Source organism: Ensifer sp. B1-9 (genome assembly GCF_050474445.1).
GTDB lineage: Bacteria > Pseudomonadota > Alphaproteobacteria > Rhizobiales > Rhizobiaceae > Ensifer.
The window spans coordinates 1-13,279 of record NZ_JBCHVG010000018.1; the positions used below are offsets into that span (position 1 = coordinate 1).

A 13,279-nucleotide genomic window follows, 5' to 3' on the forward strand; every position below is an offset into this window, starting at 1 on the left:
GTCAGTGATCGGGCTTATAGACCCCACACCTCCAACACGTCAACAGACATTTTCAAAAAAACTTCAAAATTCGACAACTACTTGATTCTAAACAATAAATTCCACTGTTGATAAACTCGGGAGATTTAGAGCACCGAATCCGCAGCGCGAATCTTTGATCGAATGGTCAAAAACCTGAGGGCCGCTTCACATCATCAAAATCGCCCCTAAGAGTGACCTTCTCTACATATAGACAGCATGGGTCTCTCGGTCGTCAGAGATTGATCCCTCTGGCCGGCAAGCGCCACGCGAGCCGCCCACAGACGCGCCATGCCTTGCCCTTGGCTGGGCTATTGCCGTAGTTGCGAAATGTTCGCCCTGCCCGACATGACGATCCATGCAGCGGGGCAGATCAACAAATATGGTTATGCACGTGCCGGCGAATGCGGCCGACCGCATGCGGCGCCATCATTCATAGAGGGGCGGAGATCCAGACGTGATGACACAGCTTCCTGCGCTTCCGGTTCGCGAGGTGCTGCCCGCACTGGCACATGCACTGACCGCCGGCCCCTCCGCGGTGCTCTCGGCCCCGCCCGGCGCCGGCAAGACGACGCTTGTTCCTCTCTTCCTGCTTGAACAGGACTGGGCAAAAGGCGGCAAGATCATCCTGCTCGAACCGCGGCGGCTGGCGGCGCGCGCGGCGGCCGGCCGCATGGCGGAGCTTCTCGGCGAGAAAGTCGGCGAAACCGTCGGCTATCGCATGCGCCTCGACAATCGCATCTCGGCCAAGACTCGCATCGAGGTGGTGACCGAAGGCGTGTTCGCCCGCATGATCCTTGACGACCCGGAACTCAAGGGCGTCGCGGCCGTGCTGTTCGACGAATTCCACGAGCGCTCGCTCGACGCGGATTTCGGCCTCGCACTGGCACTCGACGTTCAGGCGGCACTGCGGGACGACCTCAAGCTCATCGTCATGTCGGCGACGCTCGATGTCGAACGCGTCGCCGGGCTGCTCGGCGGCGCACCTGTCATCGAGAGCCGGGGCCGCAGCTATCCGATCGACATTCGCTACCAGGATCGCGGCGGTGAGAGTGTCGAAGATGCCATGGTGCGTGCCATTGTCGAGGCGCATCGCACGGAAGACGGCTCCATCCTCGCCTTCCTGCCCGGCCAGGCCGAGATCACCCGTGTCGCCACGCGCCTCCAGGATCGCTTCGATGCCGGCACCGCGATCGTCCCGCTTTACGGCAACCTGACCCAGAAAGAGCAGGATGCGGCGATCCGTCCGGCGCCAAATGGTACCCGCAAGATCGTGCTCGCCACCTCGATCGCCGAAACCTCGATCACCATCGACGGCGTGCGCATCGTCATCGACAGCGGCCTGCAGCGCCTGCCGGTGTTCGAGGCGGCGACCGGGATTACCCGGCTGGAAACGGTGCGGGTTTCGCGCGCCTCCGCCGACCAGCGCGCCGGCCGTGCCGGACGAACCGAGCCCGGCATCGCGATCCGTCTCTGGCACAGCGGCCAGACGGCGGCACTTGCCGCCTTCACGCCGCCGCAGGTTCTGGCCAGCGACCTCTCGGGCCTGCTGCTCGACTGCGCCCATTGGGGCGTCAGCGATCCGACGACGCTTGCCTTCATCGATCCACCGCCGGAAACGACGCTTGCGGAAGCACGGAAACTGCTGAGCGCACTCGGGGCACTGGACGAGGCCGGCGCACTGACGGCGAAAGGTCGCAAGATTCGTGATCTGGCCCTGCCCCCACGCCTGGCGGCGATGGCGGTCGCCGCGGCCGAAGAGGGCCAGGCCGAGGCCGCGTGCCTGCTCGCGGTCATGCTTACCGAACAGGGCCTCGGCGGCAACGGCATCGACCTCGAGGATCGGCTGCGCCGGTTCCGCCAGGAGCGCGGCGACCGCGCCGAAGCCTCGCGCAATCTCGCGCGCCGCATGGCGGCCGAGTTGAAGGGCGCACCAAGGTCGAGCGAACCGATCCAGCCGGGCGCCCTGCTGATGCACGCCTTCCCCGATCGCATTGCGCTTCAGCGCGGTGGCCGCGGCCGATACGTGATGGCGAACGGACGCGGCGCGGAAATCCCGGAGACGGAACGGCTGGCGGCCGCGCCGATGCTTGTTGTCGCCGACTTGACCGGCCGGGCCGGCGGCCAGCGGGTGCTGGCAGCCGCCGAACTGACACGTGCCGAGGTCGAGGCGCATATGCCCGAGGCGATCACCCGCGAAGACCAGAGCTTCTTCGACCGACAGAGCCGGCAGGTGCGCGCACGCCGTGTGACGCGGCTTGGCGCGATCATCTTCGAGGAGGCGCCTCTCGCCAGGCCGACCGGCGAAGCCGCCGCGCGGGCGCTTGCCGATGGCGTGCGCCAGCTCGGCCTCGCGGTTCTGCCCTTCTCAAAGGAGGCGATGCAGATGCGCGACCGCATCGGCTTCCTCAACCGCTCGATCGGCGACCCCTGGCCGGATGTCTCCGATCAGGCCTTGCTCGACCGCCTCGACGATTGGTTCGTGCCCTTCCAGCATGGCGTCACCGCGATCGCCGACATCAAGGCGTCCAACCTGTCGGACGGCCTGCTCTCTCTCATTCCGCACGAGCGGCAGCGGGAACTCGCCAGGCTTGCGCCGACGCATTTCGAGGCACCGACCGGGCAAAGGCACCCGATCCACTATGACGGCGACGAGCCGCTTCTGTCGATTCGCGTGCAGGAGCTCTTCGGCCTCAAAACCCACCCGGCGATCGGCGACGGCCGCCTACCGCTGCTGCTCGAACTGATTTCGCCCGGACATCGCCCAATCCAGACGACGCGCGACCTGCCCGGCTTCTGGGCGGGCTCCTGGCGCGACGTGCGCGCCGACATGCGCGGCCGCTATCCGAAACATCCATGGCCCGAAGATCCGGCCAATGCGATGCCGACGACACGGGCAAAGCCGCGTGGTACATGAAGCAGCACGATCGACGACCGGAATGCAGGAACGAATGACCACAGTTTCGCTCGAACATAACAACGATCAGACCAGCAACCGAAGCCTGCGCCTGCAGACGCTCGTTCGCCTGCGCTGGCTTGCCGTCGGAGGCCAGTCAATCGCCGTCCTCATCACGGCTTTCTGGCTGCAGTTTCCGCTGCCGCTGATTTCCTGCCTGGTGCTGATCGCGAGCCTCGCACTGGTCAATGCCTATGTAACGCTGCGCTATCCGCCGACGCACCGACTGCAGCCCCCGGCCGCCTTCGCGCTGCTGGGCCTCGATCTCGCGCAGATCACCGGGCTGCTGTTCATCACCGGCGGGCTGACCAATCCCTTCGCACCGCTTCTGTGCGTTCCCGTCATCATCTCCTCGGCGTCGCAGCCGAAATCGCACAGCATCATCCTTGCCGGCCTCGCGGTGATCGCGATCACCGCGCTTGCCTTCTCGCCCTTCCCACTGCCCTGGTATCCCGGCACGGTTCTCCTGATGCCGCGGGTTTTGACCGCCGGCATCTGGTTCGCGATCGTCTCGATGACCGCCTTTGCCGCCTTCTATACCTACCGCGTCTCGCTGGAAGCGAGCGAACTTTCGGAAGCCCTGACGGCAACCGAACTGGTGCTGCAGCGGGAAAAGCACCTGTCGCAGCTCGACGGGCTGGCGGCGGCGGCGGCACATGAGCTCGGCACGCCGCTTGCGACGATCAGCGTCGTCGCCAAGGAAATGGAGCGCGAACTCGGCAACGACCCGCGTTTCGGCGAGGACGTACATCTGCTGCGCAGCCAGAGCGAGCGCTGCCGCGATATTCTCAAAAGGCTGACGACGCTCTCCTCCGAGAGCGAGGAACACATGCGGCTGCTGCCTCTGTCCTCTCTGATCGAAGAGGTGATGGCGCCGCATCGCGAGTTCGGCATCCACATCAACCTCATCGAGAAAGGCGACCGCACCACTGAGCCGGTCGGCAACCGCAATGCCGGCATTCTCTACGGGCTCGGCAACCTGCTCGAAAATGCGGTCGACTATGCCAAGAAGGAAGTGACGGTGACCGTGGAACATACGGCCGACCGCGTGAAAGTGACGATCGAGGACGATGGCGACGGCTTCGCCCCGGATATCCTGCAACGCATCGGCGAACCCTATGTGACGCGGCGCCAGAAGGACGACAGCGCCGGCGGCCTCGGGCTCGGCCTCTTCATCGCGAAGACGCTGCTCGAACGTTCGGGCGCGCGACTGCGCTTCGAAAACGGCGGACCGGACAGGCCGGGCGCCCGGGTCAGCGTCGAATGGCCGCGCGCCCTGATGGATACGAAACTGGCGAAATGACATTTCGCAGTTTATTGAACGAGGCTACCGCATAATTTTTTAGATCGGAATCGATTTAGGGGCAAAATTATGCAGTAATTCAAAGTGCTACAGTGACCTTTGCGCGTCTTTTAAGACGCGCGGCGCTGTAGAAGAAACCTATGATCTCGGCGAAAGCGCAGGTTTTCGCTCAAGGATTGCCAGAATGACTGACAAATCGACAGCTTCGCCCAGCACACCCGCACAGGACGCCGAACTGATCGGACCGGACCGCACCCTGCTGCTCGTCGACGACGACGCGCCCTTCCTCAGGCGCCTGGCCCGCGCCATGGAAGCCCGCGGCTTTTCGGTCGACATTGCCGAATCGGTCGCAGAAGGCATCGCCAAGGCCAAGGGCAACCCGCCGAAATATGCCGTCATCGACCTGAGGCTCGGCGATGGCAGCGGCCTCGACGTGATCGAAGCGATCCGCGGGCGGCGCGACGACACGCGCATGATCATGTTGACCGGCTACGGCAACATTGCCACCGCCGTAAACGCTGTGAAGCTCGGCGCTGTCGACTATCTCGCCAAGCCGGCCGATGCCGACGACATCTTCGCGGCGCTCGTTCAGCGCCAGGGCGAGCGCGTCGAGCCGCCGGAGAACCCGATGTCGGCCGACCGGGTGCGTTGGGAGCACATTCAGCGCGTCTATGAGATGTGCGAGCGCAACGTGTCGGAGACGGCACGCCGGCTCAACATGCATCGCCGCACACTGCAGCGCATTCTCGCCAAGCGCGCGCCGAAGTAAGCGAATCGCCTCAACCGATTCGGGGCTAAAACCGCTTCACACTTCTGGGATTGCTCTTGATTAGGTGGAGCAATCCTGGTCGGAAAGCCGCTCTACACGTTTCCTCAATTGCTCCGGGATCAGTCGCGTCCGCCGGAGAGAATGTCGCCGATCGAATCGCCGAGCTCGCCGTTGCGTTCGGCCGCCCATTCGGCCAGCATCAGCCGCTGCGCCGCCGTGCGGGCAAAGAGCTGCAGGACGGATTTGCGTGTGGCCGGCGGCAGCTTGTGCTCGGGCGCCTCGCGAACGATGTGTCCGTCGTAACCGTCGGAAAGCAGCAGGCCACAATCCTCCGGGAAGATATCCAGCGGCACGCCGGCATGGGTCGCGAAAAACAGCCGGTCGCAATGCTGCCGGTACTCCGGCCATTTGCGGTCGACTCGAAAATCCTCGATCGAGGTCTTGATCTCGACGATCCAGATCTCGCCCTTGGCCGACAGCGAGATCAGGTCGGCGCGCCTTCCGCTCGCGAGCGTCAACTCGGGCAGCACCGAATGGCGGAGTTCGGCAAAAAGCCGCTGCACACCGCGGCGCACCATCATCGCGCGATTCGATTGACGACCGTCAATCAGGGGGTTGTCGCCATGGATGGAGAGGATTGTCATCTGTCCGGGCTCCCTTTGAGCCGGCCATTTTGTTGCAAAAAAGCAAGCGTCATGGAATTTGCACTTTCTAGCCAAATTGTGGCCGCGCAATCTCTTGCATAGCACAAACTAATCGAAAATAACCGGTCTCACTGTTGGTCGCGGCGACCCAGTTTACTTCGCTTCTTTTTAAGAGACCCCCATGCGCTTCCGCAATGCCTTCCTCTTGTGCAGCCTCGCGGCGACACTGGCCGTTGCCGGCTGCTCGACGACATCGTCCAAGCCCGAGACTGCTGCCAACGAACCTGCTCCCGTAGCGGAAAAGATCGCTACGAATCAGATCTTTAACGGCGAATATGGCGCAGTTGAGGATCACGGCTATGCGCTGCCGGCCATTCCGATCAACAAGGTCGACAGCCGTTACCATCGCCAGATCGTCGACTACACCACCAGCGAACGCCCCGGAACGATCGTCGTCAACACGCCGAATCGCTTCCTGTACTACGTGCTGCCCGGCGGCAAGGCCGTGCGCTACGGCATCGGCGTCGGCAAGGCCGGCTTTGCATGGGAAGGCGAAGCCTACGTCGCCTGGAAGCAGGAATGGCCGATGTGGCATCCGCCGAAGGAAATGGCCGAGCGCAAGCCGGAAGTCGCCAAATATGTCGAGGAAGGCATGGGTCCGGGTCTCAAGAACCCGCTCGGCGCCCGCGCGCTCTACCTCTTCAACGATGAAGGCAAGGACACGCTGTTCCGTCTGCACGGCACGCCGGAATGGTCCTCGATCGGCACCGCCGCATCGTCGGGCTGCATCCGCCTGATCAACCAGGACATCATCGATCTTTACTCGCGCGTTCGCCCCGGCAAGAACGCCCGGGTGGTCGTCCAGCAGTAACCGAATCACACCAGCGCATCCGAAGCCGCCGACAGCCGTCGGCGGCTTTTTTCGTCGGCACTCAACCACCATTTGCCGGCATTGCGATGCTGCAACGAAGCGCGTCAGCCACGCACAGTTGCCGTTCGAAAACGCCCTCAAATCAGGGTCGCGAAGACTGGCCGACGTGACGCGGAAAAGTTCAATTTCGACCTGAATTCAGTCCCTTATTAAGTAAGCGTTATCTAAACAATAGAAACAGTGTGCCCAAGAAATTCCGCTCGGGAGGGACTGGCATGCTGATCAAGACCAAGCTTATCGGCGCGATTGCGCTTCTATCATCCATTGCCATCGGCATCGCCACCTACAGCCAGAGCACGCTGTCGAAAACCAGCGGCATGATGGATGCGGTCTATGCTGATCGCATCGTGCCGCTAAAGAACCTCAAGGCGACTTCCGACGCCTTTGCAGTCTCGATCGTCGATGCCGCCCATAAGGTTCGCAACGGCAACGAATCGATGGAGAGCGGGCTTGCCTCGGTCAATGCCGCACGGGAAACGATCAAGTCCAACTGGGATGCCTATGCGGCGACTTCGATGACTGACGAGGAACGGAGACTCGTCGACAATGCACGGAGCCAGATGATCGTTGCAATGGATTCGATCACGGCGCTCACTCAAATTCTGTCCAGCAAGGACCAGAAGGCACTCGATACGTTCGTGCGCGACAAGCTCTACGCGACGATCGATCCGTTGACGGCGACGATCTCCAAGATCTCGGACCTGCAGGTCGAACTTTCCGGCACGGCCTTTGAAGCCAAGCATCGCGAGTTCGAGACGGTGCAAACGCTCAGCATTGCCATCATCGTTCTCGTCATGGCGCTTGCCGCCGCCACCTTCCTTGTCGTGCTGCGCGGTGTCGTCGGACCGCTCGGCCGGCAGATCGCCGCCATGCGCCGGCTGATCGACGGCCACGTGGAAGATGCCGACGAGCCGGTGAACGGCAAGGACGAGGTCGCCGACATGGCCCGCGCCATCCAGTCCTTCCGTGAGGCCGCGCGATCGAATCTGCGACTGCAGGCGGAGGCGGAAGAAACTCGCCGCACCAGCGAGACCGAGCGCATTCGCGTACAAAGACAGGCGGAACAGGACGCGCAGCAGCGGCTGACGCAAGCGACCGCCGGTCTCGCCGGCGGGCTGCAGCGGCTTGCCAATGGTGATCTCGCCGTCCGACTGCATGAGCCCTTCGCCGCCGAGTTCGAGCAGTTGCGGCATGACCTCAACAAGGCAGCCGAACAGTTGAACGACGCGTTGCTGGCCGTCGCCGACAGCGCCGGGAACATCGGCATGGGTACGCGCGAGATCAGCCAGAGTGCCGACGACCTATCCAAACGGACCGAACAGCAGGCCGCGTCGCTCGAAGAGACGGCCGCGGCACTGGACGAGATCACCGCCAATGTCAGCAACTCCTCCAGACGGACGGAAGAGGCGCGCGATGTCGCCGGCGAAGCGAAAGCCAGTGCGGCCCAATCCGCCGTCGTTGTCGCCAATGCCGTGGAAGCAATGCGGCGGATCGAAGAATCGTCGAGCCAGATCTCCAGCATCATCGGCGTGATCGACGAGATCGCCTTCCAGACGAATCTTCTGGCGCTGAACGCCGGCGTCGAAGCGGCACGGGCCGGCGAAGCGGGCAAGGGCTTTGCCGTTGTTGCCCAGGAAGTACGCGAACTCGCCCAGCGCTCGGCCAAGGCGGCAAAGGAAATCAAGGATCTCATTCGCACATCGAGCCAGGAGGTCGAAAACGGCGTGCGTCTGGTGCGCGACACCGGCGAGGCGCTGCAGACGATCGAGGCGCATGTGATCACCATCAACGAACATATGGCCGCGATCGCCACGTCCGCCCGGGAACAATCTGTGGGGTTGAGTGAGGTCAACACCGCCGTCAACCAGATGGATCAGGTGACGCAACGGAACGCAGCGATGGTCGAAGAAGCCAATGCCGCCTCCGCCACCCTGGCGCAGGAGGGCACCAATCTGCGCAACCTGATCGGACGCTTTATCCTCACCGACGAGACGCAGGCAAAGGCCGGATCGAGGCCCTCTGCCCCGGTAGCCGCTCCAGCCGCAATCCGCAACCAGGCTCGGCCCGTTGCCCAGGCGGCCCGTCGGCCAGCCGCCTATGCAACACAGGGCAACGCCGCGCTCGCCACAGACGGCTGGGCCGAATTTTAGACCCCGGCGGAGACGACTGGGCGGGCGTATCTAAGCCGGGACCGCGCTTGAAAAAAGAGCCGTGCGTTCGCACGAACACACGGCCCTGGTCCGATATTTAGACGTCAGTGGCGAATCAGGCGGCGTTGCGCGCCTTCAACTCCAGCCGGCGGCGATGCAGGACCGGTTCGGTGTAGCCGTTCGGCTGCTCGCGCCCCTTGAGAACGAGGTCGAGCGCCGCCTGAAAGGCGATCGAGCCGTCGAAATTGCCGGCCATCGCCACATATTGCGGGTCGTCGGCATTCTGGCCGTCGACGACGGCGGCCATACGCTTCATCGTATCGACGACCTGGCCCTCGGTGACGACGCCATGATGCAGCCAGTTGGCCATGTGCTGAGCGGAAATGCGCAAGGTCGCGCGGTCTTCCATCAGGCCGACATTGTTGATGTCGGGAACCTTCGAGCAGCCGACGCCCTGGTCGACCCAGCGCACGACGTATCCGAGGATGCCTTGCGCGTTGTTGTCGAGTTCGCGCTGGATTTCCTCCGGCGTCCAGTTCGGGCGAACCGCGACCGGCACCGACAGGATGTCCGAGAGCTTGGCGCGGCTGCGGCTCTTCAGGCTTGCCTGAACTTCGGCAACGTTGACACGATGGTAGTGGGTCGCATGCAGCGTCGCCGCGGTCGGCGACGGAACCCAGGCGGTGTTGGCGCCGGCCTTCGGGTGGGCGATCTTCTGCTCGAGCATCGCCGCCATCAGGTCAGGCATGGCCCACATGCCCTTGCCGATCTGGGCATGGCCGGAGAGGCCGCATTCCAGACCGATGTCGACATTCCAGTTTTCGTAAGCCGCGATCCAGGCGGCCTGCTTCATGTCGCCCTTGCGGATCATCGGGCCTGCTTCCATCGAGGTGTGGATCTCGTCACCGGTGCGGTCGAGGAAGCCGGTGTTGATGAAGACGACACGCTCACGGGCGGCGCGGATGCATTCCTTGAGGTTGACCGTCGTGCGGCGCTCCTCGTCCATGATGCCCATCTTCATGGTGTTGGCGGGCATGCCGAGGGCCTTTTCGACGCGCGCGAAGATCTCGCAGGCGAAGGCGACTTCTTCCGGCCCATGCATCTTCGGCTTGACGACATACATCGACCCTTTGCGGGAGTTCATGCGCCGGCCGCCCTGACCGATATCGTGCAGGGCGATCAGAGCCGTGACCATGGCATCCATGATGCCCTCGGGCACTTCCTTGCCGTCGCGATCAAGGATAGCCGGATTCGTCATGAGGTGGCCGACATTGCGGACCAGCATCAGCGAGCGGCCGGGGAGCGACAGCGTACCGCCGCCTGCTGCCTCATAGGTACGGTCGGCATTGAGGCGGCGGATGAAGGTCTTGCCGCCCTTGGCAACTTCCTCCTCGAGGTCGCCCTTCATGAGGCCGAGCCAGTTGCTGTAGACGACGACCTTGTCCTCGGCGTCAACGGCGGCGATCGAGTCTTCGCAGTCCATGATCGTGGTGATCGCCGATTCGAGAATGACATCGGAGATGCCGGCCGGATCCTCCTTGCCGATCGGCGTGGAGGTGTCGAGAACAACGATCGCATGCAGATTGTTGTGCCGGAGAACGATCTCCGACCGCGCGCCTTCCGAACCGGAATGGCCCGCGAACTGGGCCGCATTGCGCAGCGCCGTGTCCGAGCCGTCCTTGAGCCCGATCGTCAGCGCGCCGCCCGCAACCTTGAGCGAGGTGACGTCGGCCCAACTTCCCTTCGCCAGCGGGGCGCTGGCATCGAGGAAATCGCGCGCCCAGGCGATAACCTTGGCGCCGCGCTTGGGATTGTAGCCGCGGCCCTTTTCCGCGCCATCGGCGTCCGAAATCGCGTCCGTGCCGTAAAGCGCATCATAGAGCGAGCCCCAGCGCGCATTGGCGGCATTGAGCGCATAGCGCGCGTTCATGACGGGAACCACGAGCTGCGGGCCGGCGATCGTCGCGATCTCCGGATCGACATCGGCGGTCGAAACGCTGAAATCGCCGCCTTCCGGCAGCAGGTAGCCGATATCCCGAAGGAAGGCCTGATAGGTTTCGATGTCGCTGGGTGCGCCGTTCTGCTTGTACCAGGCATCGAGCTTGGCCTGGAGATCGTCACGCTTGGCAAGCAGCGCCCGGTTCTTCGGGGCCAGGTCGTGCACGAGAGCGGAAAACTGCTCGAAGAAATGCTCGGCATCGATGCCGGTGCCCGGCATCGCCTCTTCCACCAGAAAGCGATGGAGACCCGCATCTATCTTCAACCCAAACTTCTCAATGCGGTCCATCTGCCAACTCCTTGAAATAGACGAGAGGAGCGCCACCGCTCCCAACGGATGCGATGAACGCCCCGACATGTGTCGATCTTGCGCCTGAAGCCGATCGCGGACCAGCCCAGACACATTGCGCGCGTGAAACGGCGGCAGTTTCTCACCAATTCATTCCCTGTCAATTCTGCAAGGATGCGAAGAATTGTTTCCGGAATGGAAAAGATCAGCCGTGGGCGATGCGGGGTCGACCGCTGGCGGACGCGATGAACCGGGCCTCGATCAGCTTGCGGCTGCCCTCGACTTCCGGTGCGTCGATTTCCTCGCGCAGCAGCGATGCGGGATCGTCCGCTCCATTGGTGCGCGCCGTCTCCAGCGCCACCGTCTCGGCCCGCCGACGAGCGGCACCGAAAGCCTGCTCCTGATCGATAAAGCGTTCGCTGGTCCCGGCGCCGTTGACGACGAAGATGCCTTCCTCCGGCATCGTCACGAAGACCGTGACCGTAGCGCTGACCTGGCCGACCACGGCGCCAACGGCATTGGCGACGCCGGCCTCCTCGGGAATGGCGGCTTCCGTTCCGAGCATCTCGGCGATATCCGGGTAATAGACTGGCGCCGAAGCACCGAGGCCGACGAGCGGACGGTCGAGACCGAGCGAGAAACGGACGATGCCCGGCGTGCGGGTAAGCGCGCGGTCGACAGCCTGCGAGACGGCGGGATCGATGGCACCGGCGCCATCTTCGCCAAGGCAGGCCTGCAGGATGACTTCGGAGGATTGCCGCGTCAGCCGGTCGACGATCATCTGCGCCATCGCTTCCGGCGAGGACGCGATCGGTTGGCCGGAGCCGTCGCGGGTGCGCGCCGCAAGCTGAATGCCAAGGTCCGCCGCCTCGAGGTTCCATTGCGATTGCCGGCCAAGCACGTGCATGGCGTCCGACGGCGTGAGACCACAGATATGGACGAGGCCGCGCCCCACCAGGCGATCGAGCGTCGCCTTCTGCGGGGTCGAAACCAGCAGGGTCTCCAGTGCAACGGGCACGGCGCCGATTCGCTCATAAAGCGCCTGCTCCTGCGGCTGCAGGCCGCTCGCGAGATAGTCCGGCAGGCCGGTGCGAACCGCAAATCGGCCATTGTGGCGCCCGCTATGCTGGGCGCGCATCTGTTTTTCGAGCACCGAGATGACAGCGTCGCCATGCAGGGCGGCCGCCAGGCTGAGCGGCATCAGCCGGCGCGGACCGAGGTCGATCTTCGCCTTCAGGCCGCGGTCGTTGATGCGCACTTCCGAATCGCCGCCGAGGCCGTAGGTCCGCATCGCCACCGCCTCGACCATGGTGCGGAAGCCGCCGACAACGGCGCCCTCGGCGTCAAGCCGCGGCCGACCGCCTTCGAGAACCGCGACGTCGGTCGTCGTGCCGCCGATATCGGAAACCACGGCGTTGTCGAGGCCGGTCAGGTGCCTTGCGCCGACGAGGCTCGCGGCCGGGCCGGAAAGGATCGTTTCGATCGGGCGCAGCCGCGCTTCTTCCGCCGAGATCAGGGCGCCGTCACCGCGCACCACCATCATTGGCACGTCAATGCCGCGCGCCTTCAGGAAACCTTCGCAGGAGCCAATCAGCCGGTCGATCATCGACACCAGCCGGGCATTGAGCAGCGTCGTCAAGGCACGGCGCGGGCCCCCGAGCTTCGAAGACAGTTCATGGCTGCAGGTCACCGGCAGATGCGAAACGTCGCGAATACGGTCGCGGACGCGCTTTTCGTGATCCGGATTCCGGACGGCGAAATAGCCGGCAATGGCGAAGGAAGAAACCTGTGCGGCGAGCACCGGCAGGGCAGCGTCGAGCTCACTCATGTCAAGCGGGGTTTCGCCGCCGTGCACATTGTGCCCTCCGGGCAGGAAGATCACCGGATCGGAGCCGAGCGCCTCCAGCAGGCCGTCGCGCTTCAGATCGTCAGGGCCAAAGCCGATCATCACCAATCCGGCGCGGCCACCCTGCCCTTCGACGAGCGCATTGGTGGCAAGCGTGGTCGACAGCGAGACCATGCTGATCGCGGAAACCGGCATTTTCGCCTGATCGAGAACCGCCTCGACCGCGCCGGAAATTCCAACCGCTAGATCGTGGCGGGTGGTGAGTGCCTTGGCCTTGGCGACGACCCCTTGCGTCTCCGAGAAGAGAGCGGCGTCGGTATAGGTGCCGCCGGTGTCGATGCCGAGAAGAAAATGAGAGGTCAATTGGCGCAGTCC

At 63.7% G+C, this 13,279-nt stretch carries 8 protein-coding genes; 5 read left to right on the top strand and 3 right to left on the bottom strand.

Translation table 11 applies throughout. The features are described from left to right. The first annotated feature begins 478 nt into the window (after nucleotides 1-478). From hrpB to ACQ5BM_RS28860, 3 genes are all read left to right on the top strand, one after another. Complete coding sequence (gene hrpB / locus ACQ5BM_RS28850; protein ID WP_429818694.1) at nucleotides 479-2,935, top strand: ATP-dependent helicase HrpB; 2,457 nt, start codon at nucleotides 479-481, stop codon at nucleotides 2,933-2,935. Between the two features lie 34 nt (nucleotides 2,936-2,969). Beyond that, entirely contained in the window at nucleotides 2,970-4,277 is a 1,308-nt protein-coding gene (locus ACQ5BM_RS28855) for an ActS/PrrB/RegB family redox-sensitive histidine kinase (protein ID WP_429818696.1), read from the top strand. A 184-nt stretch (nucleotides 4,278-4,461) separates the two neighbouring features. After that, nucleotides 4,462-5,046 carry an ActR/PrrA/RegA family redox response regulator transcription factor gene (locus tag ACQ5BM_RS28860; RefSeq protein WP_057252080.1) on the top strand — a complete coding sequence of 195 codons (585 nt, stop codon included), beginning with the start codon at nucleotides 4,462-4,464 and terminating at the stop codon, nucleotides 5,044-5,046. Nucleotides 5,047-5,165: 119 nt separating this feature from the next. On the opposite strand, the gene ACQ5BM_RS28865 is transcribed toward ACQ5BM_RS28860, so the two are convergent. Continuing rightward, nucleotides 5,166-5,690 (bottom strand): MmcB family DNA repair protein, encoded by a 525-nt coding sequence (locus tag ACQ5BM_RS28865; RefSeq protein WP_429818699.1) that lies wholly within the window; start codon nucleotides 5,688-5,690, stop codon nucleotides 5,166-5,168. A 181-nt stretch (nucleotides 5,691-5,871) separates the two neighbouring features. On the opposite strand from ACQ5BM_RS28865, the gene ACQ5BM_RS28870 reads away from it, so the two are divergent. Beyond that, complete coding sequence (locus ACQ5BM_RS28870) at nucleotides 5,872-6,561, top strand: L,D-transpeptidase (RefSeq protein WP_429818701.1); 690 nt, start codon at nucleotides 5,872-5,874, stop codon at nucleotides 6,559-6,561. 275 nt (nucleotides 6,562-6,836) lie between these two features. Next, nucleotides 6,837-8,771 carry a HAMP domain-containing methyl-accepting chemotaxis protein gene (locus ACQ5BM_RS28875; protein ID WP_429818703.1) on the top strand — a complete coding sequence of 645 codons (1,935 nt, stop codon included), beginning with the start codon at nucleotides 6,837-6,839 and terminating at the stop codon, nucleotides 8,769-8,771. A gap of 115 nt (nucleotides 8,772-8,886) precedes the next feature. On the opposite strand, the gene ACQ5BM_RS28880 is transcribed toward ACQ5BM_RS28875, so the two are convergent. Together ACQ5BM_RS28880 and ACQ5BM_RS28885 are read right to left on the bottom strand one after the other, a co-directional pair. Then, the gene (locus tag ACQ5BM_RS28880) at nucleotides 8,887-11,058 is read right to left on the bottom strand and encodes a malate synthase G (RefSeq protein ID WP_429818705.1); all 2,172 of its coding nucleotides are present in this window, start codon (nucleotides 11,056-11,058) and stop codon (nucleotides 8,887-8,889) included. 205 nt (nucleotides 11,059-11,263) lie between these two features. Continuing rightward, on the bottom strand, nucleotides 11,264-13,267 hold the full coding sequence (locus ACQ5BM_RS28885) for a hydantoinase/oxoprolinase N-terminal domain-containing protein (RefSeq protein WP_429818707.1): 2,004 nt from the start codon (nucleotides 13,265-13,267) through the stop codon (nucleotides 11,264-11,266). Between the last annotated feature and the right edge of the window lie 12 nt (nucleotides 13,268-13,279).